Here is a 25,567-nt window from a genome sequence, read left to right on the forward strand (position 1 = left end):
ATCGGGGGGACGGTTGAGGAGGCGATCCGGTCCGATGCGGCCGGGTCGCCTCCTCAACGGTGCGCCCCTGCGGGGTCAGCGCGGCTCAAGATACGCGCGAACCGTTGCCAAAAACTTCGCGACCGAGATGGGCTTCGACAGGTAGGCCTCGCAGCCGCCCTCTCGGATCCGCTCCTCGTCGCCCTTCATGGCGAAGGCCGTGATGGCGATCACCGGGATGCTCTTGAGATCGTCGTCCTCCTTGAGCCACTTGGTCACCTCCAGCCCGGAGACCTCCGGCAGCTGGATGTCCATGAGGATCAGGTCGGGATGATGCGCGCGCGCGAGCTCGATCGCCTCGATCCCGTGGGCGGTCTTCAGGGTCGCGTAGCCGTTCGCCTCAAGGAGGTCGTTGAACAGCTTCATGTTCAACTCGTTGTCCTCGACGATCAGCACCGTCTTCTTCATGATCCGTTGTCCCGGTGCGCGCCGATCATGATTAGTGGGCGGTGAAGCCCCTCCGTCGCCTTTGTAGCGTTCACATGTTGATGAATGGCAAACCTCTTCAAGGGGATGAAGCCGCCGAACGGCTCGCCCTGGACGTTCTTTTGTGGATCACGGCGGAGGATGACCGCCTCCTGCCGTTCCTGGCGGCGAGCGGACTCGGCCCCGAGACGCTCCGGGACAGCGTCCGGGAGCCGGCCTTCCTGGTGGGCGTTCTCGACCACGTGATGGGCGACGAGAACGTGCTCCTCGCCTGCGCGGAGGCGCTCGGCGTCAAGCCGGAACGGATCGCCGCGGCGTGGCACAGGCTGTCGCCACGCCCCGACGACGCGTGGGCGTGAGGGGCCGAACGCTCGGGACGTTCGTTTCCGGAGGTGTCGATCCGGCCGTCATTCCGGGGCGCCGCTGCGCGGCCCCGGGATGACGGCGCGCACGGGGTCGTCCCCGGTTCCTGCGGGAGACAGGCCCGGGTGGTCCCGGCCCTCAGGGCGTGCAGCCCTTGCCCGAATCCTTGTCGCCCCGCCCCGCCTTGGCGTCGATGTCGAGGGCGGTCATGTCGCCCCGGATGGCGAAGTCGCCGTAATCGAGCTTGAGCGCGCCGCTGACGCCGTTCTCGTAGAGGTCGAAGCCGAGGGTGTAGATCGGCGTGCGCTCCCCGGCGCCCTCCGTGTAGTAGCTCAGGCGCACCGGCCAGTGCGGCATCCCGGCGAGCGGCCCGTCGCGCAGGGGCTTGTCCCGAGCGCCATCGGCGGCCGGGGCCGGGCCGGTCGCCGTATGGCCGATCACCGCGAAGGTGTCGTAGACCTTCTTGCCGTCGTCCGAGCCGTCATAAACCTTGACCGAGACGGTCGACTGACCCGCCCGCGCCGCGTCGATCAGCCGGCGCATGTGCTCGCTCGGGAACAGCACCGGCCCCGCCACGGTGAACGGCTTGGGGCCACCCTTCAGCTTCACCGTGAGGGCATCGCCCTGCTCGGAGGCGGTCCCATCCACGGGGGCGGCGGCTTGGTTGTTGGTGAGCGTCGTCGTCTTGAACCGGAATTCGCGGCCCTCGCCGCCCTCGAAGGTGGTGCTTCGCATGTCGGACAGGCGCGTGCCGGACTCGCCGGAGGAGAGTTCCGTCACCTGGCGGGTCAGCATCGTGTAGCCGCGGCAGGCATCGCCCCGGAAATCGATGACGATGCGCCCGCGGGCGCTTTCCACCGAGCGGGTGCCGCTGCCCTCGGCGAGCGACAGGTCGTAGACCGCGCGATGGTTGGCCAGCACGATCGCGGGGGCCGCGGTCGGCGCCCCGGGCGCGGGGGGCTCGGAGACGGCGGGGGCCGCCTGCGCGCCCCACGCGGAGACGAGAAGGCCGGCCGTCAGGAGTCGGGAGAAGCGCAGGCGCATGGACAACCTCGGTTCGGTCCGCCGCAGATAGCAGGCTCAGGGAATCGGGCAATGCTTGGGTGACGGCGCATCCGGCGATCCACGCCGTCATTGCGGGGCACCGCAGGCGAGCCCGGAACCCGGAACCACCCTCGGTGTAGATGCTTGCCGCGTCGGCGGCTCCGGATGGCCCGCCTCCGGCGTTCACCTCCGCGTCCGGGCTCCGCTGCGCGGCTCCGAGATGACTGCGGGGACAGCCGTCCGGTTCAGGCTTGCCTATCGGTAGCCCTCCGCCTGCAGGGTGAACAACTCGGCGTAGCGGCCGCCCCGCGCCATCAGGGCGGCGTGGCTGCCCTCCTCCAGGAGCCGGCCGCCCTCCAGGACCAGGATCCGGTCGGCCATGCGCACCGTCGAAAAGCGGTGCGAGATCAGCACGGCCGTCCGCCCGGCCGACAATTCCCGGAACCGCGCGAAGACGTCGTGCTCGGCCTGGGCGTCGAGGGCAGCGGTCGGCTCGTCGAGGATCAGGATCTCGGCCTCCCGCATATAGGCCCGGGACAGCGCGACCTTCTGCCACTCACCCCCGGAGAGGTCGAGGCCGCCGGCGAAGCGCTTGCCGAGCGGCTGGGCGTAGCCCTCGGGCAGGCGCTCGATCACCGGGGCGGCGAGCCCTCTGGCCGCCGCGACCGCGATCCGGTCCGCGTCCGCTGCGGCCTCGATCCGGCCGACCGCGACGTTCTCGCCCGCGGTCAGGTCGAAGCGGACGAAATCCTGGAAGATCGCCCCGATCCGCGCCCGAAGGTCGTCGAGGTCGTAGGCCTGGAGCGGCACGCCGTCGAGGAGGACGCGGCCCTCGTGGGGGTCGTAGAGCCGGGTCATCAGCTTGACGATCGTGGTCTTGCCGGCGCCGTTGCCGCCGACCAGCGCCACGGTCTCGCCGGCGCGGATCGCGAAGGAGAGGCCGCGCAGCGCCCAGGTCTGCGTGCCGGGGTAGCGGTAGCCGACATCCTCGAAGACCAGCCCGTCCCGGATCGGGCTCGGGACCGGGACGGGCCGCGCGGGCGCGCGGATCTGTGGCCGGATCGCGAAGAAGGAGTAGAAGTCGTCGAGGTACTGGGCCTGGCCGGTGATCTGGGTGAAGCCGAGGAGCAGCCCCTCGATGCCGCCGCGCAGGCGCTGGAACGCGCCGGCCAGGAAGGCGAGGTCGCCCACCGAGAAGGATCCCGCCACCGTCCGCCAGACGATCACCGCATAGGCCGCGTAATAGGCGAGCGTGCCGAGGCTCGCGAAGGCGAAGCCCCAGCCGGCGCGGGCCGTGGCGAGGCTGCGGTTCTCGGCCAGCAGACGGCGCGCCACCGTCGCGTAGAGGTCAGTCACATAGCCCGAGAGGCCGAAGAGCTTGACCTCCTTGGCGGTCTCGACGCTGGCACCGAGATAGCGGAGGTAGTCGAGCCTTCGCCGCTCCGGGCTGCGCAACCAGGCCAGCCGGTAGCCGGCCTTGGTGAAGTGCCACTCGTTGAGCAGAGCCGGGACCAGGGCCAGGGCGATCAGCACCACGAGCCAGGGGGTGAAGGCCGCCACACCCGCCGCCAGGGAGGCCAGGGTGACGAGCGCTTGGACCTGCCCGAGCACCGTCCCGATGAGGCCGGTCCGGCCGCTGACCTGCCGGCGCGCCCGTTCGAGCCGGTCCTGCTGGGCGCTGTCCTCGAACTGCGCGAGGTCGAGGGCGGCGGCATGCGCCATCAGCCGCAGGGAGGCCGCGTTGGCGTAGCGGTCGCCGATCAGGGTCTCGGTCAGGTTCGAGAGCCGGCCGGTGAGGTCCGAGACCAGGGCGAGGCCGAGTTCGGCCGCCACCAGACCGGCAAGCCGGGCCCGACCGGGATCGGCGAGCCAGTCCGAGAGCCCCGCTCCCGGCGCTGGACGCGCATGCTCGGCCACGATCCCGTCGAGGATCAGTTTGGCGAGGTACAGGGTCAGGATCGGCAGGCAGGCCGCCACGAGCCGCAAGGCAAGGCTTGCGGCGAAGAGGCGGGGACTGGCCGCAGCAATCTCGCGGAACAGCGCAGGCAGGTAGCCCAGGGCCCCCAGACGCGCATTCTGGCGCTCGCCCGGGCGGGAAGCCGGGCTGACGGTCATCGCCGCACGATCCCACGCTGAAGAGACGCCGCCAGTTGGCCGAAAGGCGAAGAAAGCATAAGCTGTAGCATTATCTAGACTTAAATCTCGTCGAGTTGTGCGTGCTCAGCGGTCCTGCAATCCTGAGAATTTCGGTCTTACTCATTATCGCCGGCCTGCTCGCCGCGGTGGTGCAGTTCCTGTTGCCGAGCCCGGCGCCCGAGCCGGAATCCCGGGCTGCCTCGCCGTCCGCATCCGCGTCCAAGCCTGCCCCGGTGGCCGAGGCGCCGGCCGCGGTTCAGCGCGGCGAGCCGCTGTCCCCGCCGACCGCGTCGGCCGAGCCTGGCCGGGAGACGCCCGCCCTGCCCAGGACCACCGTGGCGCCCGCCGCGCCGCCCCAGATGCCGTCTGACGCCCTCGCCTTCCCGTCCGATCCGGCCGCACCGCCGGAGGCGCAGCCGCAGGGGCCAGAATCCGCGGGCCAGGCCGAGATCGACCGGGCCGAGGACAATGCCGGGCCTCGGGCCGTGGCTGTGGTCGACCTGAACACCGCTTCGGTGGCGGATCTCAACCGCCTGCGAGGCGGCGGCGCCATCGGCCGGGCGATCGTCGCCAAGCGTCCCTACGCGTCGGTGGACCAGCTTCTCTCGAAGCGGGTGCTCAGCCGGTCGGTCTACGAGCGGATCCGGGATCAGGTCACGGTGCGGTGAGGCCGGTCCTCGACCCGGATCGACAATGCGCCGACTTCATCCTGGGTCCGCGCGGCGGGCCTTAGGATCCAGACCCGCCGACGCATCAAGATTCCGCGCCGACGGGCATCATCGGTCGGCCGCACGGATCCGGGTTCGCCCGCGGTGATCTTGAGCGACGGCGCGGCTCCGGCGCAGCGCCCTCAGAGCGTCGTCCCGAAGATCTCCGCCACCTGCGGGATGTCCTTGTCGCCGCGGCCCGACATGTTGAGCACCATCAGGTGCTCGGCCGGGCGCTGGGGCGCGAGGTCCAGGATCTTGGACAGGGCGTGGGCCGGCTCCAGGGCGGGGATGATTCCCTCCAGCATCGAGCAGAGCTTGAACGCCTCCAGCGTCTCGGTATCGGTCGCCGACAGGTAGGTGACCCGGCCCATCTCGTGCAGCCACGCGTGCTCGGGGCCGATGCCCGGATAGTCGAGGCCCGCGGAGATCGAGTGCGCGTCGGCGATCTGGCCGTCCCCGTCCATCAGCAGGTAGGTGCGGTTGCCGTGCAGCACGCCGGGCCGACCGCCGGTGAGCGAGGCCGCATGCAGGCCGGACTGGACGCCGTGGCCCGCGGCCTCGACGCCGAAGATCTCGACCTCGCGGTCGTCCAGGAACGGGTGGAACAGCCCCATGGCGTTCGAGCCGCCGCCGATGCAGGCGATGAGGGAATCCGGGAGCCGGCCCTCCTGGGCGAGCATCTGCTCGCGGGTCTCGCGGCCGATCACCGACTGAAAGTCGCGGACCATGGCCGGGTACGGGTGCGGGCCCGCCACCGTGCCGATGCAGTAGAACGTGTCGGCGACGTTGGTGACCCAGTCGCGCAGCGCCTCGTTCATCGCGTCCTTGAGGGTCTTGGTGCCGGATTCCACCGGAATCACCTCGGCGCCGAGCATCTTCATGCGGAAGACGTTGGGCGCCTGCCGGGCGACGTCGACCGCGCCCATGTAGACGACGCATTTGAGGCCGAAGCGCGCGCAGAGCGTCGCGGTGGCGACGCCGTGCTGGCCGGCGCCGGTCTCGGCGATGATCCGCGGCTTGCCCATGCGGCGGGCCAGCAGGATCTGGCCCAGCACGTTGTTCACCTTGTGGGAGCCGGTATGGTTCAGCTCCTCGCGCTTGAAGTAGACCTTGGCCCCCTGCCCCGCCGGCGCCTTGGCGCGCAGGTGCTCGGTGAGGCGCTCGGCGTAGTAGAGCGGGCTCGGCCGGCCGATATAGTGGGTGCCGTAGCTCTCCATCTCGGCCTGGAAGGTCGGGTCCGTCTTGGCGGTCTCGTAGGCCGCCTCCAGCTCGAGGATCAGCGGCATCAGCGTCTCGGCGACGAAGCGGCCGCCGAAGATGCCGAAGCGGCCGCGCTCGTCGGGGCCGGTGCGGAAGGAGTTGGGCTCGGGGGCGATGGTCACGGGACGGATCCTGCGCGCGAGGGGCGATCGGTTGCCGGGTGCCTAGACCCATGCGGCCGCCGCCGCAATGCGGCTTGCCGACCGGGTAACCGGATCGGGTGCCGGGGCGAACAGGCTGTCAGCATCCGCCAGGAGCCGGCAAATGGCCGGCAAGGAGGTCAGCATGGCTCTGCGCGATACGTTTCGCTCCCTCTCCCGCCCGGTCCTGGGGGCGGGTCTCGGGCTCGGCCTCGCGGCGGCCGTCCTGCTCCCCCGGCTTCCGGCCTTCGCCGAGGAGGCACCCCGGCGCCTGCCGGAGGCCGTGACCCGCTCCGCCGAGCCGGCGGGGCCGCACGTGGCCGCCTTCGCCGGCGGCTGCTTCTGGGGCGTGCAGGGGGTGTTCCAGCACGTCCGCGGGGTGACGAGCGCGGTGTCGGGCTATGCCGGCGGCACAAGCGCAGAGGCCGATTACCGGACAGTGAGCGGCGGCGGCACGGGCCATGCCGAGGCCGTTTCCGTCACTTACGACCCGGGCCTGATCCGCTACGACGAGCTCCTGCGGATCTTCTTCTCGGTGGCGCTGGACCCGACCCAGGTGGATCGTCAGGGGCCCGATGCCGGGCGCCAGTACCGCTCGGCCCTGTTCCCGCAGGATGCCGAGCAGGCGCAGGTGGCCCGGGCCTACATCGCCCAGCTCGACGCGGCCAAGGCCTACGCGCGGCCGGTCGCCACCCGGATCGAGCCGGGCGCCGCGTTCTACCCGGCCGAGGGCTACCACCAGGACTTCATGGCCCTGCACCCCGGCCACCCGTACATCGCCGTCAACGACGCGCCCAAGCTCGAGGCGCTGCGGGTTCTGTTCCCGGAAAGGACCGTACCGCAGCCGGTCCTGGTCAACCGCCCGCCGGCGTGAGGCTGAGCGGCTGACATCCAGGCAAATTTGTCTGTCCGGGGCCGCGAAGCGGAGCCCCGGAAACCAGAACCCCCGACGTGCCGGGAACCTACACCGACGGCGGCTCTGGATTGCCCGCCCCGGCGGATCCCGTCGGGGCTGGGCTCGCCTGCGGCGGCCCGGAAAGACGGGGTGGCTTATCCGGCCGACGGGGCGTTTGCCAAAGGGGATGGCGTGCGCGGCCTTCCCCTACTCCTCCGGCGGCCGCGGCCGGCCGAAATCCGGAGCCGCGGTCTCCTGGCCCTGCGCCACGATGCTGCGCCGGATCGCCCGGGTGCGGGTGAACATCGCGTGCAGCGCGTCGCCGTCGCCCCAGCGCACCGCCTTGGCGAGCGCCGACAGGTCCTCGTTGAACCGGCCGAGCATCTCCAGCACCGCGTCGCGGTTGTTGAGGAAGATGTCCCGCCACATGGTCGGGTCCGACGCCGCGATGCGGGTGAAATCGCGAAAGCCGCTCGCCGAAAACTTGATCACCTCGGACTGCGTCGCCGATTCGAGGTCGGCCGCGGTGCCGACGATGTTGTAGGCGATCAGGTGCGGCAGATGGCTGGTGATGGCCAGCACGTGGTCGTGGTGCTCGGCGCTCATCGTCTCGACATCGGCGCCCATCCCCGACCACAGGGCGCGGACGGTGTCGACCGCCGCCGGGTCGGTGCCCTCGGGCGGGGTCAGGATGCACCAGCGGCCCTGGAACAGGGTCGCGAAGCCGGCATCCGGCCCCGAAAACTCGGTTCCGGCGATCGGGTGGCCGGGAACCAGGGCCACACCCTCGGGCAGGTGCGGGCGGATCGCCGCCACCACGGCGCCCTTCACCGAGCCGACGTCCGACACGATCGCGCCGGGCTTCAGATACGGCGCCATCTCGGCCGCCGCGGCGCCGATGGCGCCGACCGGCACGCACAGGATCACCAGATCCGTATCGGCCGCGCCCTCGCCCGGGTCGCCCGTAACCATGTCGGCGATGCCGAGTTCGCGGACCCGGTCGCGCACGGCCTTGTCCCGGTCGACGGCCACGATGGTGCGGGCGAGGCCGTAGCGGCGGGCCGCCCGGGCGATCGAGGAGCCGATCAGCCCGAGGCCGACGATGGCGAGGCGGCCGACGGCGGGCGTCCCGGCCTTGAGCGTCTCAGCCATGCTGGCCCCGCACGAAGTCGCCGAGCGCCGCCAGGAAGGCCGTGTTGGCCTCAGACCCCGCCACCGTCACCCGCAGGGCGTTGGGCAGGCCGTAGGCGGTGACCCGCCGGGTGATGAGGCCGCGCTCGGTCAGGAACGCGTCCGCGTCCTCCGCCGAGCGGCCCGGCGCGTCGGGGAAGTGGATCAGCAGGAAGTTCGCGACGCTCGGCGTGACCGTGAGGCCGAGCGCGCGGGCGCCCTCGGTGAGCTTCGGCAGCCACTCGGCGTTGTGGGCGGCGGCGGCGGCCATGTGCGCCTCGTCGGCGATCGCCGCCGAGCCCGCGGCGATCGCCGGCCCCGAGACGTTGAACGGGCCGCGGATCCGGTTGACCGCGTCCGCCACGTGTGACGGCGCGACCATCCAGCCGATCCGCACGGCGGCGAGGCCGTGGATCTTCGAGAAGGTCCGGGTCATCACGACGTTCTCGGATTCGAGCGCGAGTTCGAGCCCGGCCGAGTAGTCGTTGGCCCGGACGTATTCCGCGTAGGCGCCGTCGATCACCAGCAGCACGTGCGGCTGCAGGCCGGCGTGGAGGCGGCGGATCTCGTCGAAGGGCAGGTAGGTGCCGGTCGGGTTGTTGGGGTTCGTGACGTAGACGATCCGGGTCCGGTCGGTGACCCGGGCCAGGATCGCGTCGACGTCCACGGTGAAGTCGCGCTCGGGCGCGACCACCGCCTCGCCGCCCGAGGCCAGGATGGCGATCCGGTAGACGAGGAATCCGTGCTCCGAGTAGATCCCCTCGGTGCCCGGCCCGCCATACGCGTAGGCCAGCAGCGACAGAAGCTCGTCCGAGCCCGCGCCGCAGACGATCCGCTCGGGATCGAGCCCGTACCGCTTGGCGATGGCGGTGCGCAGCACCGTGGCGCGCCCGTCCGGGTAGGTCTCGAGCTTGGCGGTGGCCGCGTGGAGCGCAGCGAGCGCCGCGGGGCTGGGGCCGAGCGGGGTCTCGTTGGACGAGAGCTTGTAGACCTTGCCGCCGCCGGGCCGACTGCTCTTGCCGGGCACGTAGGTGTCGATCGCCAGGATGCCGGGGCGCGGTTCCGGACGGGCGGGTCGGGGGGCGGACATTGCGGGGCGACTCGGGATCGGCGGGGTTTGGTGGGTTCCGCGTCCGTCTACAGCATTTCCCGGGCCGGTGAACCCGGGGTCGCCGTAGGCGCGCCGGTCCTCCGCCCGACGCGGGGCGATCGTGCCAGGCCGATCGATACAAGGCCGATCGATACAAGCCCGATCGATACAAGCCCGATCGCGCCGCCCTACCTGAGGAGATCACTTTCCGAAGCACGGAGCGGTCTCATGCCCCTCGAACGCTACCTGGACGGCGGCGCCCATATCCTGGCCGCCGACGACACCCTGATCCGCTTCGCCATGACCAACGGCGAGCGGGTGATCGGGATCGACGTGCCGATCCCGGTTTTGCGCCAGCATTTCGGGGGCGGCGATCTCGCGCCCCTCGATCTCTTCGCCCGCAACCAGGCGGTGATCGAGGCGGCGGCCAGCCAGGCCTACGACCGGACGCCGACGCCGAACGATCTCCTCGACATGGGCCCGGAGGATTTCGACACCCGGCCAGCTCCGGGACAGATCTGAGGCGTAGGTCCATCCGCACCCGCCGCGGCAAAACGGCGACGCGCAAATGCCGCGGGGCACTCGCCATGTTTCGGCCTGTTGAACCCGGAGAAAGGGGGCGTCGGGCGTGCCGCGCCCCGCGTGCTCCTGGATGGACGACAATGCCCGGTGACCTGATCCCCTGCAGCCTGTTCCTGATCGGGATCCTCACCTCGGTAGCCGCCGATTGCCGTCTCCGCCGCGTGGATGCCGCCTCCTGGTCCAGCGGGTGCATCACGGCGGCGGGCGCCGCCCTGGTCTTCGCCGCCTGCGCGGCGGCGATGCTCTGAGGAACCGTCGGGCACGAGACGGATTTCCCAGCCGGTAGCGGACGCCGCGCGGTCTTGCGCGGCGTGAATGGCGCGGCCGCTGGGCGAGGGATTCATGGTTTCGTGGCAGGCCCTGATCGGGTGTGCGCTCGTCCTGACCGGGCTCGTCATCGAGAGCGCGGCGAGCCGGCACTGGCGTGCGGGCGCCCGTGCCGACCGGATCGACGCCCGCGCCGCCCTGGCGCTCGGCCTGCCGGCCCTGGGCCTGGCGGTGATGGCCGCGCCGTTCGCCTGAGTGGAGGCCGACGGCGTTCCGCGTTGACGCTCGCCGCCCGGAGCATTACCTCCGGAGCCTGCTGGCCGCGTCGGGCGAGTGCGGCGCGTCAGGTGGCACCGTGCTCCCCCGGTCCGGATCCGAACGGATACACGGTCGTCAAGACCCGCCATGGACACCCAACCGGACACGGCCCTGCGGCCGGACCCGATCGACGAGCCGTCGCGGCGCGCCTCCGAGCGCTCGCAGGCGCTCGACCCGAAGAGCCCGGTGGCGCGCTTCGCCGCGGACACGCCGCTGCTCACCGATGCCGGCGTTGAACTCGCGCCGTTCCAGATCGCCTACCAGACCGCCGGCACGCTCAACGCCGCGCGCTCGAACGCGGTGCTGATCTGCCACGCGCTCACCGGCGACCAGTATTTCGCCCATACCCATCCGGTCACCGGCAAGGGCGGCTGGTGGGAGACCTTGGTCGGTCCCGGCAAGCCGATCGACACGGACCGCTACTTCGTCATCTGCTCGAACGTCATCGGCTCCTGCATGGGCTCCACCGGCCCGGCCTCGATCGATCCCGCGACGGGGCGGCCCTACGGGCTGAACTTCCCGCTGGTGACGATCCGCGACATGGTCCGGGCTCAGGCGATGCTGCTGGAGCATCTCGGCATCCGGGACCTGTTCCTGTGTATCGGCGGCTCGATGGGCGGGATGCAGGTTCTGCAATGGGCGGCGCTCTACCCGGAGCGCGTCTTCGCCGCGATGCCGATCGCCACCGGCGCCCGCCACTCGGCGCAGAACATCGCCTTCCACGAGGTCGGCCGGCAGGCGATCATGGCCGACCCTGCCTGGGCGGACGGGCGCTACCTCGAAGCCGGCACGCGGCCCGCCAAGGGCTTGGGCGTCGCCCGGATGGGCGCGCACATCACCTATCTTTCCGAGCCGGCGCTCCACCGGAAGTTCGGCCGGCGCTTCCAGGGCGGCACGGCGCCGACCTTCTCGTTCAACGCCGATTTCCAGATCGAGAGCTACCTGCGCCACCAGGGCCTGAGCTTCGTCGAGCGATTCGACGCCAACGCCTATCTCTACCTGACCCGGGCGATGGATTATTTCGACCTCGCCGAGGACCACGGCGGCGTGCTCGCCAACGCTTTCCGGGGCACCAAGACCCGCTTCTGCGTGATCTCGTTCACCTCCGACTGGTTGTTCCCGACCCGGGATTCCCGGGCGATCGTCCACGCGCTGAACGCCGCGGCGGCGCCGGTGGCCTTCGTGGAGGTCGAGAGCGACAAGGGCCACGACGCCTTCCTGCTCGACGAGCCGGCGATGTTCTCCGCGGCCCGCGGGTTCATCGACGCCGCTGCCCGGGCGCGCGGCCTGTGATGCGGACGGCGCTCGGCAAGCCGCCCCTGGGCAAGGCTCAGCACGGGGCGCCCTGGGAGAGCGCGGATGCCCTCCCCCACGCGGCCGAGGGCAGCGGCGCCCGGGTCGACCATCTCGTCGTGCTCGGCCTCGTGCCGGCGGGGGCCCGGGTGCTCGACATCGGCTGCGGCGATGGCTCGCTGCTGGCGCTGCTGCGCGACCGCCGCGGCATCGACGGGCGCGGGATCGAATTGTCCCGCGAGGGCGTGAACGCCTGCCTCGCTCGGGGCCTGTCGGTGATCCAGGGCGACGCCGACACCGACCTCGCCAATTATCCCGATCGCGCCTTCGACGTGGTGGTCCTGTCCCAGACCATCCAGGCGACCCGCAATCCCCGGGTGGTGCTGGAGCACCTGCTGCGGATCGGCCGGCAGGTGATCATCTCGTTCCCGAATTTCGGGCACTGGCGGGTGCGCTCGGAACTGGCCTTCCGCGGGCGGATGCCGGTCACCGAGATCATGCCGGACGCGTGGTGGGAGACGCCCAACATCCACCATTGCACGATCCGCGACTTCGTCGGCCTCTGCCGCGTGATCGGCGCCCGGATCGAGACCGCCACGGCGCTGGACGCCCGCGGCCGGCCGATGCGCTTCGCCATGCCCTGGTGGGTCTGGAACCTGTTCGGCGCGCAGGGCGTGTTCCTGCTCCGGCGCGAGGGTGTCGAGAGCTAGCGGACGCGGCGCCGAATCCGCAGCGACGGTATGTGTCGCGGCGTCCGGAACACAGGGTCGCAAGCGGGGCAAACTTCATCCCTCGCCCCGGGGAGGACCCAAATCGTTTCTCTTCGTGGATGCGGCACAGCCGCTTCACCCCGTCATCCCGGGGCCCTGCAGCGGAACCCGGGATCCGGATACGCCGACGCGCCACGTTTTGGCAGCCCCGGTAGCTCTGGATTGCCCGCCTCCGGCGTGCCTCTTCGGGTCCGGGCTCGCCCTCGGCGACCCGGAAAGACATCGGGGATCGATCGACGCAGGATACTCTGGCCGAGCGTCCGGCCTGCGCGGGCTCAGCACGCCGAAATAGATCAGAAACGGAGCTTGGCTATTCCTGATCGCGTTCCCGTGATCGGACCGTGATTACGGATTCGTTTGGCGTCTTCCAAAGACGTGCGCGTTCACGAGGGGTCGTGGACCGTGCCCGTCTAGGCGGAAGACTTGCCGCCATGACGAAATCCAGCAAGGTCGACAGGAATCGTGCGCCGCGCAATCGTCCACATCGGCATGCCGAGAACCGGCTCGACCTCGTTCCAGGAGGTGATGGCCCGGCTGCGGCCGCAACTCGCATCGGTCGGGATCTGCTACCCGAACCTCGCTCGGCCGGGCTCTTCGGGGGGGGACGACGTCAACCACTACCGGCTCGGCCAGGCGCTGGACCGCCGCAGCACCGCGGCCGAGCGGCGCGAGGCCCTCGCGCGCCTCGATGCGGTACTCACCGCCACGCCGGCGGATACGGTCCTGCTCTCGTACGAGGACTTCGCCGTGCAGCGTCCGCTCTGGCGTGTTCCCGAGATCCTGGCGGATCTATTTGCGCGGCGCGGCTTCGCCCTGGAGGTGGCACTCGTGGTCAAGCCGCAGGGGGAGCAGCTGGCCTCGGCCTATGCCCTGCGCGCCCAGGTGGTCGCCGAGGGCCGCACGTTCCGCGGCTTCCTGCGCTCCGAGGGCGCGTCCGGGCGCTACGACTACGCGGCCCGGCTCGAACCCTGGCGCCGCGCCTCGGCGGGGCGCGTCACGGCCGTGCCGTTCCGCGATCGCCGGTCCGACGCGCCGTTGCTCAAGCGGCTGGTCGACGGGCTTGGCCTGGGCGGCCGCCTTGCACCCCTGATGGTACCCGCCGACCTCGCGTACCGCACCAACCGGAGTTCCGGGCCCGTCGCGGTCGAGGCGTCGCGCCGCCTGTACCGGCTCGGTGTGCACCGTCAGGTGACCGGGCACCGCCGGCTGCTCGGCCATGTAGTCGACGACTGGGCCTGGGCGCGGGGGCTCGACGCGGAGCGGTTCCGCGGCGATGCACCGGACGGTCTGGCCCGCGTCGCGGCACGCTCCGCGGCGTCGAACGCGCGCTTCGCTGCCGCCTGCTGGGGGGCGGCCTGGGACGCGATCGTCGCGCCCGCGCCCGCCGCACCTCCGAACGAACTCGCCGCCGGGCCGATCCCGCCGGAGACGGAAGCCTTGGTCGAACAGCTCGTGCGGGCGGCGGCCGCGCAGGCCGCCTTCCGGTCCCCGCCCGCGTGGCGGCGCCGGACGGCCCACATCCTGGAAGAAGGCAAGGCGCGGCTCGGCGAGGCCCTCGGCTACCCGGTCTGGCGCGTGCCCTGACGGCCCGCGCCGATCCCCAGAACCCGTATCGATGTCCGGAATCCGGCAGCCGCGCCCGCGGACGCTGCCTCAGGCGGTGGAAATGCACGTCTCGCAGAAAATCCTGACCGGTCTCCCTCCAGGCCCCGTGACGTGGCACCCCCTCCAGGCCCGGGAGGCGCGGTGGGCGCGCCTCGGCCAGGTGCCGGTGATCGCGTGGCTGACCGGCCTGTCGGGAGCCGGGAAATCCACCCTCGCGGCGGCGGCCGACCGGACGCTCGTGACGGCCGGCCGGCACAGCGCCGTCCTCGACGGCGACAACCTGCGCCACGGGCTGAACGCCGATCTTGCCTTCTCGCCGGAGGACCGCGCCGAGAACGTCCGGCGCACCGCCGAGGTAGCGCGGCTGATGGCCGAGGCGGGCTCGGTGGTGATCGTCTCGCTGATCTCGCCCTACCGGACCGACCGGGCTCTCGCACGCCGGATCGCCGGCGACATCCCGTTCCTGGAGGTGTTCGTCGATACGCCGCTCGGCCTGTGCGAGGCCCGGGACCCGAAGGGCCTGTACCGGCTGGCCCGCGCCGGCCGGATTCCGGACTTCACCGGCATCTCGGCGCCCTACGAGGCGCCGGAGCGGCCGGACCTGACGATCGCCACCGAGGGCCGCAGCACCGCGGCCTGCGCCCGCGCCCTGAGTGCGCGGCTGATCCGGCTGAGCCGGGCGGCCGCGGGAGAGCCGCGCCGGCGGTGAGCGGCGCGACCGCACTGATCGGACGCCGACCGCAACCTGGATCGCTGCGGACGGGTTGACGATCCGGGACCGAGCGCAGGCCCCTCTCCCGTGCGGGAGGGGGACAGGGTGAGGGATCAGGTTTCTTCTGACGAGGCGCGCCCTGATCGCGCGGCGACCGCGTGCACGATCCCGGCCGATCTCATCCCGCACTCCAGCCCCCTCCCGAACGGGAGAGGGGGCAGGTCGCGCGCTCATCAGCGGCGCGCATGGAGAAACGTGCGGCCCCTCACGATGAGGGGGCATGGGTGGGGAGCGCCGTAGGATGCCCCCGCGACCCGCTCGGCCAGCTCAGATCTGCCCGCAGGCCCCCCATCTCCGAGCGGCCGAAATCGAGCTGGGCGCCGGCGGCCTCTGCGACGTCGCGGGCGATGGCGATGCCGAAGCCGGTGCCCGGCCGGCTCTCGTCCCAGCGCTGGCCGCGCCCAATCCCCGCGATGGCCGAGGCGCTCATGCCGGGGCCGTCATCCTCGACGGCGAGGCCCGGGCGTCCGGTGCCCGTCCCGGTGATCCGGACCCGCCGGTGCGCCCACTTGCGGGCATTGTCGAGGAGGTTGCCCAGCACCTCCATCAACTCGCCCTCCTCGCCGGGATAGGCGAGGGTCTCGGGCACCGCCAGCGCCCAGTCGAGGGAGTCGCCCTCCGGCAGCCGCCGCAGGGTTGCAACGAGACGCGCCGCCACCGGGGCGACCCGGCAGGACCGCCGCCGCAGGTCGCCCGCTGCGGCGACCCGCGCCCGTGCCAGCGCGCGCTCCGCCTGCCCGCCCATGGCCCGCGCCTGCTCGGCGATCTCGGCCGCCAGCGCCGGATCGGCCGGCCCGGTCCGGCGCGCCAGGGCGTCCAGCACCGCGAGCGGGGTCTTGAGGCCGTGGGCCATGTCGGCGGCGGCGTCGCGGGCGCGGATCAGGGCTCGCTCCTGCGCATCGAGCAGCCGGTTGAGGTCGGCGACCAGCGGCCGGACCTCGTCGGGGAAGTGCTCCGGCAGCCGTGCCCGCCGCCCGGCATGGACCGCCAGGAGCTCCGCCTGAAGCACCCGGAACGGGCTGAGCGCCCGGTGCACGAACAGGCCCATCGCCAGCGTCAAGACGAGGAACAGGGCGATCAGGGCCGGGATCAGCAGGTGCAGGAACGTGTTTCGGCCCGCCGCGAGGCTGCGCCGGTCCTCCGCCACCGCGACCCGCAGCGCGGTTTCTGAGCCCTGCGCGCCGATCTGGACCGGTCGCACCACCGCGATGACCCAGCCGCCATCGGGCCCGACCGTGTCGAGGGTGGCGGGGGCCTGCGCGCCCGTCCCGGCCCGGCTCAGGTCGAGGCTTTTGTCCCAGAGCGAGCGCGAGCGCAGGAGGTGCGATCCCGCCTCGACTTGCCAGTACAGGCCGCCATAGGGGGTGGCGAAGCGCGGGTCCGGCAGGTCCCGCGAGAGCGTCGGCGTCCCGTCCGGCGCGAGGCCGACCCGCCCGGCGATGAGCTTGGCGGTCCGGTCCAGCTCCTCGACGGTGCGGGCATCGAGCACCCGGTCGAGGATCACCGTGAGGCCGATCCCGGCGAGAACCAGCGCCAGCGCGATCAGCGCGGCCGCCGCGAGGCCGAGCCGCAGGCGGAGGGAGTCGCGCCTCACGATCCGCCCGGTCCGGCAATCAGGTAGCCCTGGCCGCGCCGGGTCTCGATGACCCCCGGCCCGAGCTTGCGGCGCAGACGGGTCAGCAGCGCCTCCAGGGCGTTGGCCTCGCGCTCGGTCCCGACCCCGTGGAGGTGGTCGAGCAGCTCGCCCGCCGGCACGATCTGCCCCGGCCGGTGCAGCAGGAAGGCGAGGAGCCGGTATTCCAGGGCGGTCAGCTCCGTGGGCTTTCCGTCGACGCTGACCGCGCGGGTGCGGGTGTCGAGCTCCACGGTGCCGGCCCGGAGGACCGGCGAGGCGTGCCCGGCGGTGCGCCGCAGGATCGCCCGCAGACGCGCGACCAGCTCCTCCATCCGGAACGGCTTGGCGAGGTAGTCGTCGGCGCCGGCATCGATGCCCTCGACGCGCTCGCGCCAGCCGTCGCGGGCGGTGAGGATCAGGACCGGCAGCGTCACCTCGGCGGCGCGCAGGCGGCGCAGCACGCCGAGCCCGTCGAGCCGCGGCAGGCCGAGATCCAGCACCATGGCGTCGTAAGGCTCGGTCTCGGCCCGGAACCACGCCCCCTCGCCGTCCGCCACGACGTCGGCGACGTAGCCGGCCATCTCCAGTCCCTGCCGGAGATCGGCGGCGATGCGCGGCTCGTCCTCGACGATCAGGACGCGCACGGCCGGTCCCGCGCTTCAATCATCGTCGTCCTCGTCCAGGATCTTGAGGCTGCCGGCATCGACCTTCACGGTCCGGCGCTTCTCGTCGGCCCCGAGGATGCGCAGCTTGTACAGCCAGTGCCCGTCGTCGTGCTTGAGATCGACCGACACGACATCGCCCGGAACGGCCGCACGGGCCGCCGCCAGCACAGCGTCGAGGGGACGGATCTCGCCCCGCTCCAGGGCGCGGCGGGCGCGGTCGGCATCCTCGGAGGCGTGCGCGGGCCCGCCCGCGAGGGCGGCCAGCAGGCCGAGGGCCAGGATAGGGCGGAAGAGGCGGCGGGACGGGCTCATGCGGGCACAGGCTTAGGCCGCGCCGCCTGACGGGACGCTGACAGGCGGCGTCAGGGTCGCGGGGCGGGGCTTCGGCACAAGGGCGGCCATAGCCCGTCTGGAGACCTGAGACCATGTCGCTGTTCGTCGGTATCCTCCTCGCCTGCGCGGCCGGCCTCGCAGGCACCCTCCTCTGCCCGGACGACAAGGCCGGCCGCTCGCGCCTGCCGCTCCTGGCCGCCCTCCTGGCGGGTGGCCTCGCCTGGCACGGCCCCGCCCGGGCCGGCGAGATCCTGCGCGGCCCCGCCCAGGTGATCGACGGCGGAACCCTCCGCCTCGGCGCGCGGCAGCTCAGCCTGTTCGGGATCGCCGCGCCGGCGGGCGACGCGACCTGTTCGGATGCCCAGGATCGGCCCTACCCGTGCGGCCGGGACGCCGCCCGTGCGCTCGCCGACCGGATCGGCGGGGCGGCCGTCGCCTGCGAGACGCGGGGCGAGGCCGGCGCGGCGCTCTGCCGGGTCGGCGAGGCGGATCTCGGGGCCTGGATGGTGGCGCAGGGCCTCGCCCTGCCCGATCGGGATCTCGCGCCGGACTATGGGGCGGCGGCGGACCGGGCCTGGGGGCGCCGCCTCGGCCTGTGGTCGGGGGTGTTCCAGGATCCTGCGGAGCGGCGGGGACGGCGCGCCGCCGCCGCGCTCGGCGCCGCCGGGTGACAGGCCGGCCATCCGCGCGGGAACGCTGCCGGGCGCGCCCGGTTGGACTCGCAACCCCGCCCGGGGCGCTCGAGAAATCGCGGAGGCCCCATGAGGATCCTGAGCCGTACGATCCTGCTCGCGGCCCTGCTCACCTGTGCGGCGGGTGCCGTGGGTGCCGCCGAAGGCCAGGGCAGGGCCGAGGGACGCCAGGGTGCCGGCGCGTCCTCGACCAGCATGGGCGCCGGTGGCCTCAGCGGCACCGGCTCCACCCAGGACGGCGCCCGCACGGGCTCGGTCGAGAGCAAGGGGCAGCCGGGCGGCGCGAAGGCGCCGTCCGCCCCGAAGGCCGGGACGGGCCGCTAATCTGCTCCGTTCCGGAGCATATCTCCCCCTGGACCTCAGGATGAGGGCGAGACCTGGAGCTTCCGTCCGGCCGGACCGCGCTACTGCGAGCGGCGGCTGAACGAGACCGCGTAGGCCTGGACGCGGGCATCGATCAGCGGATCGTCCGAGACCTCGATCCCGTCGGTCAGGTTGTTGGGCATGAACAGCAGCGCCTTCTCGGCCTCGGCGCTGTCGGACACGACCTTGCTCACCGTCACGGTGCCGAGATCGACGGTCTTGCGGTCGTCGGGCCAGGGCTTGGTGGCGTCGTTGGTCGGGTCGCCCGGCTCGGCGAGCTGGGCCAGCATCCTGAACTTTGCCGGATTCTTGGCGACCCGCGGGCCGATCTCGGCCATCAGGAAGTTCGGGTCGCGCTTGGCCGCGTCCTCGGGGGCGAGGATCTCCTCGCCCTCCACCGGCACGAAGCGGAACCGGAACGGCTGCCGCTTGCCGGCGGCATCGACGAGGATGAAGGCGTTGACGCCGTTATAGGTCTGCCGGGCGAGGCTCGACGGGGTTTTGGCGGTCTCCCCCGCGGTCGCTGCGGCCGGATGGGCGGCGGCGAAGCGCTCCAGCGCGGTCGGATGGGCCGCGTTCGGGCCGCTCTCGGCGGCGGCCTTCAGGAGGTCGCGGAATTCCTCGCCTGTGGCGACGGGGAAGTATTTCAGCGCGTTGGTCACGACGTCCATCTCCGAGCCGTCGCTCAGCTTGAACTTGAGCGACAGGCCGTGCGGGTTGGCGTCGGCGACGCCGTCCGGAATGGTCGGGACGCCGGTGGCGTCCGAGAACCGGATCGTCACCGGCACCGCCGGCCCCTTGAACAGAGAGGCCTTGCTGAGCTTGGCCGCCTCCGCAGACGGGGTGAAGCTGCCCTCGGCGACCACGCCCTTGGCGTGGTTGGCCCGGGCGCCCGGATGCTTACCGAACAGCGTGTTCATCACGTCGATCGTCTGCTCGGCGGTGGAGGCCTCCTGGGCCAGGGCCGGGGCGGCGGCCGCGAGCGCGGTGCTCAGCATCAGCAGGAGGGCGAAACCCGATCTCGAACGCAGCATGGGGAACCTCTCGGCAGCGCGGGCTCTCGTGAGCCGGTCAATGCGGACCGGCCCATCTTCTAGGGAGCCAAGCGGTGGAGGCACAACCAAAAGCTATGCCGCTGAAGTCTGGGAGGCGGGGAAAGCCGAGAGGCGCAGATGTTTCGTCGGGCCTTCCGCCGGCCTTCACGGTCACTCCGTTATTCCGGGGCCGCGCAGCGGAACCCGGGATCCGGAACTGCCGACCTTTCACGTCTTGGCCCAGCGGCGTTTCTGGGTTCCGGGCTCGCCTGCGGCGCCTCGGAAGGACGAACGCGGCCCAGATCCGCGGGGAGAGACGGTTACCCGAAGCGGCGTCCTACCGCGCCCCGCGATGGAGGTCGCCTTCGATCAGCAAGGCGCTGCGGCTGTCGAGCCGCGACCGGTAGACCTGCAGGTTCTCCATCACGCGCTGCACGTAGTTGCGCGTCTCCGTGAAGGGGATGCGCTCCACCCAGTCGATCACGTCGACATCGCCCTTGCGCGGGTCACCGTAGGCGTCAATCCACTTCTTCACGTTGCCGCCGCCGGCGTTGTAGGAGGCGAAGGCCAGCACGTAGGAGCCGCGCCAATCCTCCATCAGCTCGCCGAGATGGGCTTGGCCGAGCTTGGCGCAATAGGCGGGGTCGCTGGTCAGACGCTCGACGTCGAACGCAGCCGAGACCCGGCGGGCGGTGCGCTGGGCGGTGGCCGGCATCATCTGCATCAGCCCGCGCGCGCCGACGCCCGACTGCGCCCGCGGATCGAACTGGCTCTCCTGTCGGGCGATGGCGTAGACCATGGCCCGCTCCACCTGCGGCACCGCCGTGAAGGTCTCGTAATTCGGAATTCCGATCGTCGGGTAGGCGTGGGCGTCGAGCGGCAGGCCGCGCTGCACCGCGAGCTTGCCGATCGCCACCAGGGCGCGGGGATCCTTCATGTCGGTGGCGAGATCGCCGAGCGCCTGGAGCTCGCGCGGGTCGGTGAGATCCCGGGCGGCGTCGATGTAGAGCGGCAGCGCCAGCTCCTTGATCCCGGCCTCGCCGAGCAGGCGCAGGGCGCGGATGGAGAGCCGCCCATCGAAGGCCTGACGCTCCGCGCCCTCGAGATCGGCGGGTGCCCGCAGGGGCAGGCTGGTCTGGCCGAGCCGGGCCCGCGCCACCTGGCCATAATAGGCGATCGGCTGCAGGGCCGCGCGCTCGTAGAAGCGCTTCGCCTCCTCCGACTGGCCGAGCGCCTCGGCTGCCCGGCCCTGCCAGTAGGCGGCCCGCGCCACCGAGATCGGGCTCTCGGCGATCGCCGCCACCTGCGCGAAATGCTGCGCGGCGGCGGCCGGATTGCCGGCGAAGCGCAGGGCGATCCAGCCGGCATGGAACTCGGCCTCGATCCGCTTCTCTGGCGTGCGCGCCGCCTGCTGGCTCGCGACCGCGTAGGCGGTCTTGGCGTCGCCGAGGTCGAGAAGCTTGCGCGCCACGATCCGGCGCTCGATCCACCACTCGTCGCCGTCGACCAGCACGTCCGGGTTGCTCGGCGCTGTGGCGAGCATTGCGGCGGCGGCCTCGGGCTTGTCGGCCCGGCGGAAGTACTGCGCCCGGGAGAAGATGTAGGACGCGTCGCTGCGCAGCGACGGCGGCACCGCGGCGAGCGCGGCCGCGGCGCCGGAGGACTTGTCCTCGACGGCCCGGCGGGCGCGCACGAGGCTGGCATAGGCGCCGCCCGCGTAGCCGGCCGCCCGGCCGGCGCTCTCCCAATCGTCCTTCAGGAGCGCCCGCTCCATCCGGTAGCGGTGGTCGACCCGTGTGAGCGCGTCCGGGAAGGCATCGAGCACCTTGGCCTCGAGGCTGCGGCCGAAGCTCTCGGTGCGCCAGAGGTCGCGGACCATCTCGGCGGCGTCGGCCTCGCAGCCGTCGGCGCGCAAAGCCAGCGCCAGGGCGAACTTGCCCGGCGCGCTCGACGGCTTCGCCGTGGCGAAGAAGGCCCGGACCGTCGCGGGGGATTTCCGCTCGGAGAGCAGCGCCTCCTCAGCCCGGCGGCGCAGCAGCGGGCCGGCCGGCCAGTCCGGATTGGCCCGGACGAAGGCGATCGTGCGGTTGAAGCCGATCCCGGCGCCCGCGCGGATCGCCACCCATTCGAGCAGCGCCTTCGCGGCCGGGTCGGTGAAGCCGTCGCGCATCCGGTCGCCGTCGGCGACCCGGCCTTTGCGGTAGAGGTCGATGGCGCCGCGCAGCAGCGTCGGGTCGGTGTCGCCGGAAATTTTGGGCCGCGCCGGATCGGGCACCTCGGGCACTGGGGCCGGCGGGGTGACGGCGGCGTCCGGAAGCGGGAAGGCCACGGGGGCGTCGGGGTCCGCGGAGGCGTAGGCCGAGGCCGCGGCGGGCAGCGTCCGGGCGGGCTCCTCGCCCTTGTCGTCGCTCCCGGAGGCATGGACCGGGTCGAGCCTGAGAGCGTCGGCCGCGACCGGGTCGCTGGCCTTTGCGGCCTGCGCGCCGCGAACCTGGGCGGTCGAGAGGGCGGCGTCGCTCGCCGGCGGCGTCGGCTGCGAGGCCGGCGGCATGGCGGGCGCGTCGGTGCCGGCTTGGCCGACCTGACCGGCCAGCGCGACGCCGACCGTGGCGATGAGCGCGGCGGCGGTGAGGGACGTGCGCTTCGAGGCCGGAGACGAGGCCGCGGGTCGGATCACGATTCCCCCCTACTGATCACTGGAGCGGGAAAGGTCGAGGATCGGGCCGTCACCATTAAGATCGCGTTAACCGTCGCCACGATCTGTTTGCGCGCCGTGACGCGACCGCCTATGTCTGCCGGTCCGTGCCCGTACGATGCGGGCCACGCGCGGCGCCGAGACCGCCGAGATCCCAGCTGGGACCCTTTGGGACGCCTGAGATGACCGAGATGACCGGGAGCCGCCTGCGGGGCTCGCTCACCGCGCTTGTGACGCCCTTCCGCGACGGGGCCTTCGACGAGGCGGCGTTCCGAAAGTTCGTGCGCTGGCAGATCGAGCAGGGCAGCCACGGGCTCGTGCCCACCGGCACAACCGGCGAGAGCCCGACCCTGACCCATTCCGAGCACGACCGGGTGGTCGAGGCCTGCATCGACGAGGCGGGCGGGCGCGTGCCGGTCGTGGCGGGCGCGGGCTCCAACTCCACCGCCGAGGCGGTCGAGCGTGCGCAACACGCCGAGCGCGCGGGCGCCGACGCCGTCCTCGTGGTGACGCCGTACTACAACAAGCCGACGCAGGCGGGCCTCTACGCCCACTTCAAGGCCGTCAACGATGCGGTCGGCATTCCGATCATCATCTACAACATCCCGCCACGCTCCGTCGTCGACATGAGCGTCGAGACGATGGCCCGGCTCTTCGAACTGAAGAACATCGCCGGCGTGAAGGACGCGACCGCCAAGATCGATCGCGTCAGCCAGCAGCGTCAGGCCATGGGGGAGAAGTTCCTCCAACTTTCGGGCGAAGATGCGACGGCGCTCGGCTACAATGCCCAGGGCGGCCACGGTTGCATCTCGGTGGTGGCGAACGTCGCGCCGCGCCTCTGCGCCGACCTGCAGGAGGCGACGCTCTCGGGCGACTACGCCAAGGCGCTGACCCTCCAGGACAAGCTGTTCCCCCTCCAGACGGGTCTGTTCGCCGAGGCCAACCCGGCGCCGGTGAAGTACGCGCTGTCACGCCTCGGCCACATGACCGACGAGCTGCGCCTGCCGCTGGTGCCGGTGACCGAGCCCACGAAGCGGATCGTGGACGACGCCCTGCGCCACGCCGGCCTGCTGGTCGACTGAGGGAAGTCACGCATCATGGCCCCGAAACCGGAGCCCAGTCGGCGCATCGTCGCCGACAACCGCGCCGCGCGCTATCACTACACGATCGAGGACACGCTCGAGGCCGGCATCGCGCTGACCGGCACCGAGGTGAAGTCCCTGCGCGGCGGCAAGGCCACGATCGGCGAGGCCTATGCGGGCCCCTCCGGCAACGACCTGATGCTGTTCAACGCCTACATCCCGGAATACCTGGAGGCGAACCGCTTCAACCACGACACCAAGCGCCCGCGCCGCCTGTTGCTGCACCGCCGCCAGATCAACAAGCTGATCGGCGCGACCCAGCGCCAGGGCTACACGGTGGTACCGCTGAAGATCTACTTCAACGACAAGGGGCGCGCGAAGGTCGAGCTGGGCCTGGGGAAAGGCAAGCAGGCCCACGACAAGCGCGAGGCGGTCAAGGAGCGCGACTGGCAGCGCGACCGGGCACGGCTGCTGCGGGACCGGGGCTAGGTTCCAGAGCGAGCAGGCCGCCTTGCGGAGGCGGCTTCCGCGCCGTCGTCGCGGGCGCAGCGAGGTGACCCAGGGCCGCGCCACGTCCGCTGGCGCGGGACGCTGGATTGCCGCGCTTCGCTCGCGAAAACGACAGTTCCGAAGTCCGCGGCAGAGGGTGCTTCGGAGACGGGGATGCGATCGCCTTGGCGCCGACCGCGCGATGTCTCAAGATCCCGATCGGCCGGTGCGGCGCCCCGAGCCAGCGGTTCTGCGGAGCGACCCATGCCATCCACCCACGACGTCCTGCCCGACGACCTGCCCGTCCCGGTTGACGACGGCGCAGCCGACCATCTCCGCGGGATGCACCTGCCCGACGTGGCGCTCACCGCCACGGATGGTCGCACAATCTCGCTTGCGCGGCTGACCGGCCGCACTGTGGCCTACGCCTATCCGCGTACCGGCGAGCCGGGACAGCCCGGCCTGACACCCGACTGGGACGCGATCCCCGGCGCCCGGGGCTGCACGCCGCAGGCCTGCGATTTCCGCGATCACCACGCCGACCTGACGGCGCGGGGCGTCGCCCAGGTCTTCGGCCTCTCGACCCAGACGAGCGCCTACCAGCGCGCGGCGGCCGAACGTCTGCGTCTGCCCTTCCCGCTCCTCGCCGACCCCCACCGGGCCTTCGCGATGGCGGCGCGCCTGCCGGTCTTCGAGGCCGGCGGTCAGGTGCTTCTGCGCCGCCTCACCCTGGTGATCGACGACGGCGTGGTGAGCCAGCTGTTCTATCCGGTCTTCCCGCCAGACCGGAGCGCCCGGCAGGTTCTCGACTGGCTCGCCGGAGCGGGCGCCTGAGGCGCTACTCCTCCTCGGCGTCCGGCTGACGGATGCCGTAGCGGTTTTCCAGGCCCGGATTCGTCCGGCCCTCCCCGCGGTAACGGCTCGGAGCCTCGCCGGGCGGCCGGGCCGGACGCTCGCTGGGCTCGCGTCCGATCCGGCCCGCCAGGGTCGCGAGGTCGACGAACTCGTCGGCTTGGCGCCGCAACTCGTCGGAGATCATCGACGGCTGGGTCTGGATGGTGGAGATCACCGTCACCTTGACGCCGCGCCGCTGCATCGCCTCGACGAGAGAGCGGAAATCGCCGTCGCCGGAGAACAGGATCATGTGGTCGATGTGCTGGCTGAGTTCGAGGGCGTCGATCGCCAGCTCGATATCCATGTTGCCCTTGTACTTCCGCCGCCCCATCGAATCCGTGAATTCCTTCACGGGCTTGGTCACGACACGGTATCCGTTGTAGTCGAGCCAATCGATGAGCGGGCGGATCGAGGAGTATTCCTGATCCTCGATCATCGCGGTGTAATAGAAGGCGCGGAGAAGGTTCTCCCGGGACTGGAATTCCTTCAGGAGCTTCTTGTAGTCGATATCGAAGCCGAGGGCCTTGGTGGTGGCGTAGAGATTTGCGCCGTCAATAAAGACGGCGCTGCGCTGGTTCACGGGCATGGACAGGTCGAGTCCTAGAAAAATATGGGACGACGGAAAATCGTCAGATGAAACGGACAAGCTCCGTCCGATCGGCAGGCCGGGGACGGATCGCCGCGATGGATTGTCGATTGGTCTGCAATCCGAGGCGAAAAGCACGGTCCCACTCCGCATGACCGCCGCCCCGGCAGGCGGACCATTCGTTCCAAATGCGCCAGTGTCAAGCAGAGCTGAAGAAGTTCGGCTGTGAAGATCGACAC

The 25,567-nt window shown here is 71.7% G+C and carries 27 protein-coding genes; 15 read left to right on the forward strand and 12 right to left on the reverse strand.

The genetic code is table 11. From position 1 onward, the window contains the following. Nucleotides 1-75: 75 nt before the first annotated feature. Nucleotides 76-447, reverse strand: coding sequence for a response regulator (locus JOE48_RS02755; protein ID WP_007560977.1), 372 nt, complete (start codon nt 445-447; stop codon nt 76-78). A gap of 80 nt (nt 448-527) precedes the next feature. On the opposite strand from JOE48_RS02755, the gene JOE48_RS02760 reads away from it, so the two are divergent. Beyond that, nucleotides 528-824 (forward strand): DUF3572 domain-containing protein, encoded by a 297-nt coding sequence (locus tag JOE48_RS02760; protein ID WP_210027110.1) that lies wholly within the window; start codon nt 528-530, stop codon nt 822-824. 142 nt (nt 825-966) lie between these two features. Here the strand turns inward: JOE48_RS02760 and JOE48_RS02765 are convergent, their stop codons facing one another. Both JOE48_RS02765 and JOE48_RS02770 read right to left on the reverse strand, forming a co-directional pair. Continuing rightward, a complete protein-coding gene (locus tag JOE48_RS02765; RefSeq protein ID WP_210027112.1) occupies nt 967-1,872 on the reverse strand; it encodes a cell envelope integrity EipB family protein in 906 nt (301 codons plus the stop codon). Between the two features lie 255 nt (nt 1,873-2,127). Continuing rightward, the gene (locus JOE48_RS02770) at nt 2,128-3,987 is read right to left on the reverse strand and encodes an ABC transporter ATP-binding protein (protein ID WP_210027120.1); all 1,860 of its coding nucleotides are present in this window, start codon (nt 3,985-3,987) and stop codon (nt 2,128-2,130) included. A gap of 101 nt (nt 3,988-4,088) precedes the next feature. Between JOE48_RS02770 and JOE48_RS02775 the strand changes: the two genes are divergently transcribed. Beyond that, on the forward strand, nt 4,089-4,676 hold the full coding sequence (locus JOE48_RS02775) for a helix-hairpin-helix domain-containing protein (protein WP_210027130.1): 588 nt from the start codon (nt 4,089-4,091) through the stop codon (nt 4,674-4,676). A 182-nt stretch (nt 4,677-4,858) separates the two neighbouring features. Here JOE48_RS02775 and trpB read toward each other — a convergent pair whose 3' ends face one another. After that, complete coding sequence (gene trpB / locus JOE48_RS02780; protein WP_210027132.1) at nt 4,859-6,100, reverse strand: tryptophan synthase subunit beta; 1,242 nt, start codon at nt 6,098-6,100, stop codon at nt 4,859-4,861. A gap of 163 nt (nt 6,101-6,263) precedes the next feature. Here trpB and msrA point away from each other — a divergent pair, with 163 nt between their 5' ends. Further along, nucleotides 6,264-6,992, forward strand: a complete 729-nt coding sequence (gene msrA, locus JOE48_RS02785; protein WP_210035527.1) for a peptide-methionine (S)-S-oxide reductase MsrA — start codon at nt 6,264-6,266, stop codon at nt 6,990-6,992. A gap of 228 nt (nt 6,993-7,220) precedes the next feature. Here msrA and JOE48_RS02790 read toward each other — a convergent pair whose 3' ends face one another. Further along, complete coding sequence (locus JOE48_RS02790; protein ID WP_210027134.1) at nt 7,221-8,165, reverse strand: prephenate/arogenate dehydrogenase family protein; 945 nt, start codon at nt 8,163-8,165, stop codon at nt 7,221-7,223. After that, on the reverse strand, nt 8,158-9,273 hold the full coding sequence (locus tag JOE48_RS02795; RefSeq protein WP_210027136.1) for a pyridoxal phosphate-dependent aminotransferase: 1,116 nt from the start codon (nt 9,271-9,273) through the stop codon (nt 8,158-8,160). The genes JOE48_RS02790 and JOE48_RS02795 overlap by 8 nt, the downstream gene beginning before the upstream one ends. 228 nt (nt 9,274-9,501) lie before the next feature. Between JOE48_RS02795 and JOE48_RS02805 the strand changes: the two genes are divergently transcribed. The 7 genes from JOE48_RS02805 to cysC all read left to right on the forward strand — a co-directional run bounded on the left by JOE48_RS02805 (nt 9,502) and on the right by cysC (nt 14,817). Further along, nucleotides 9,502-9,795 carry a hypothetical protein gene (locus tag JOE48_RS02805; protein ID WP_210027138.1) on the forward strand — a complete coding sequence of 98 codons (294 nt, stop codon included), beginning with the start codon at nt 9,502-9,504 and terminating at the stop codon, nt 9,793-9,795. A gap of 140 nt (nt 9,796-9,935) precedes the next feature. After that, on the forward strand, nt 9,936-10,103 hold the full coding sequence (locus JOE48_RS02810; protein WP_210027140.1) for a hypothetical protein: 168 nt from the start codon (nt 9,936-9,938) through the stop codon (nt 10,101-10,103). A gap of 94 nt (nt 10,104-10,197) precedes the next feature. Then, the gene (locus JOE48_RS02815; protein ID WP_210027148.1) at nt 10,198-10,377 is read left to right on the forward strand and encodes a hypothetical protein; all 180 of its coding nucleotides are present in this window, start codon (nt 10,198-10,200) and stop codon (nt 10,375-10,377) included. Between the two features lie 150 nt (nt 10,378-10,527). Then, complete coding sequence (locus JOE48_RS02820) at nt 10,528-11,733, forward strand: homoserine O-acetyltransferase (protein WP_210027150.1); 1,206 nt, start codon at nt 10,528-10,530, stop codon at nt 11,731-11,733. Continuing rightward, entirely contained in the window at nt 11,733-12,443 is a 711-nt protein-coding gene (gene metW / locus JOE48_RS02825; RefSeq protein WP_210027153.1) for a methionine biosynthesis protein MetW, read from the forward strand. Before JOE48_RS02820 ends, metW begins: the two co-directional genes overlap by 1 nt. 522 nt (nt 12,444-12,965) lie before the next feature. After that, nucleotides 12,966-14,087 carry a hypothetical protein gene (locus JOE48_RS02830; RefSeq protein ID WP_312893049.1) on the forward strand — a complete coding sequence of 374 codons (1,122 nt, stop codon included), beginning with the start codon at nt 12,966-12,968 and terminating at the stop codon, nt 14,085-14,087. An 82-nt stretch (nt 14,088-14,169) separates the two neighbouring features. Beyond that, nucleotides 14,170-14,817: an adenylyl-sulfate kinase gene (cysC, locus tag JOE48_RS02835; RefSeq protein ID WP_210027155.1), complete on the forward strand. Its 648-nt coding sequence runs from the start codon at nt 14,170-14,172 to the stop codon at nt 14,815-14,817. Nucleotides 14,818-15,085: 268 nt separating this feature from the next. Here cysC and JOE48_RS02840 read toward each other — a convergent pair whose 3' ends face one another. The 3 genes from JOE48_RS02840 to JOE48_RS02850 are packed head-to-tail and all read right to left on the reverse strand — an operon-like array spanning nt 15,086 to nt 17,472. Then, on the reverse strand, nt 15,086-16,474 hold the full coding sequence (locus tag JOE48_RS02840; protein ID WP_210027157.1) for an ATP-binding protein: 1,389 nt from the start codon (nt 16,472-16,474) through the stop codon (nt 15,086-15,088). Beyond that, nucleotides 16,471-17,139 carry a response regulator transcription factor gene (locus JOE48_RS02845; protein WP_210027159.1) on the reverse strand — a complete coding sequence of 223 codons (669 nt, stop codon included), beginning with the start codon at nt 17,137-17,139 and terminating at the stop codon, nt 16,471-16,473. The genes JOE48_RS02840 and JOE48_RS02845 overlap by 4 nt, the downstream gene beginning before the upstream one ends. A gap of 15 nt (nt 17,140-17,154) precedes the next feature. Then, on the reverse strand, nt 17,155-17,472 hold the full coding sequence (locus tag JOE48_RS02850; RefSeq protein ID WP_210027174.1) for a PepSY domain-containing protein: 318 nt from the start codon (nt 17,470-17,472) through the stop codon (nt 17,155-17,157). A 113-nt stretch (nt 17,473-17,585) separates the two neighbouring features. On the opposite strand from JOE48_RS02850, the gene JOE48_RS02855 reads away from it, so the two are divergent. After that, complete coding sequence (locus tag JOE48_RS02855) at nt 17,586-18,164, forward strand: thermonuclease family protein (protein WP_210027176.1); 579 nt, start codon at nt 17,586-17,588, stop codon at nt 18,162-18,164. 90 nt (nt 18,165-18,254) lie between these two features. Continuing rightward, on the forward strand, nt 18,255-18,509 hold the full coding sequence (locus JOE48_RS02860; RefSeq protein ID WP_210027179.1) for a hypothetical protein: 255 nt from the start codon (nt 18,255-18,257) through the stop codon (nt 18,507-18,509). 80 nt (nt 18,510-18,589) lie between these two features. Here the strand turns inward: JOE48_RS02860 and JOE48_RS02865 are convergent, their stop codons facing one another. Further along, nucleotides 18,590-19,582: a catalase family peroxidase gene (locus JOE48_RS02865; protein WP_210027181.1), complete on the reverse strand. Its 993-nt coding sequence runs from the start codon at nt 19,580-19,582 to the stop codon at nt 18,590-18,592. A 337-nt stretch (nt 19,583-19,919) separates the two neighbouring features. Next, the gene (locus JOE48_RS02870) at nt 19,920-22,259 is read right to left on the reverse strand and encodes a transglycosylase SLT domain-containing protein (RefSeq protein WP_210027190.1); all 2,340 of its coding nucleotides are present in this window, start codon (nt 22,257-22,259) and stop codon (nt 19,920-19,922) included. A 200-nt stretch (nt 22,260-22,459) separates the two neighbouring features. Between JOE48_RS02870 and dapA the strand changes: the two genes are divergently transcribed. The 3 genes from dapA (at nt 22,460) to JOE48_RS02885 (ending at nt 24,682) form a co-directional block, all read left to right on the forward strand. Continuing rightward, a complete protein-coding gene (gene dapA / locus JOE48_RS02875; protein WP_210027192.1) occupies nt 22,460-23,359 on the forward strand; it encodes a 4-hydroxy-tetrahydrodipicolinate synthase in 900 nt (299 codons plus the stop codon). A gap of 15 nt (nt 23,360-23,374) precedes the next feature. Next, nucleotides 23,375-23,848, forward strand: a complete 474-nt coding sequence (smpB, locus tag JOE48_RS02880) for an SsrA-binding protein SmpB (RefSeq protein WP_020095208.1) — start codon at nt 23,375-23,377, stop codon at nt 23,846-23,848. 264 nt (nt 23,849-24,112) lie between these two features. Next, nucleotides 24,113-24,682, forward strand: coding sequence for a peroxiredoxin (locus JOE48_RS02885; protein WP_210027194.1), 570 nt, complete (start codon nt 24,113-24,115; stop codon nt 24,680-24,682). A gap of 4 nt (nt 24,683-24,686) precedes the next feature. On the opposite strand, the gene JOE48_RS02890 is transcribed toward JOE48_RS02885, so the two are convergent. Then, entirely contained in the window at nt 24,687-25,328 is a 642-nt protein-coding gene (locus JOE48_RS02890; RefSeq protein ID WP_210027197.1) for an NYN domain-containing protein, read from the reverse strand. Between the last annotated feature and the right edge of the window lie 239 nt (nt 25,329-25,567).

This window comes from Methylobacterium sp. PvR107, assembly GCF_017833295.1.
Taxonomy (GTDB): domain Bacteria; phylum Pseudomonadota; class Alphaproteobacteria; order Rhizobiales; family Beijerinckiaceae; genus Methylobacterium.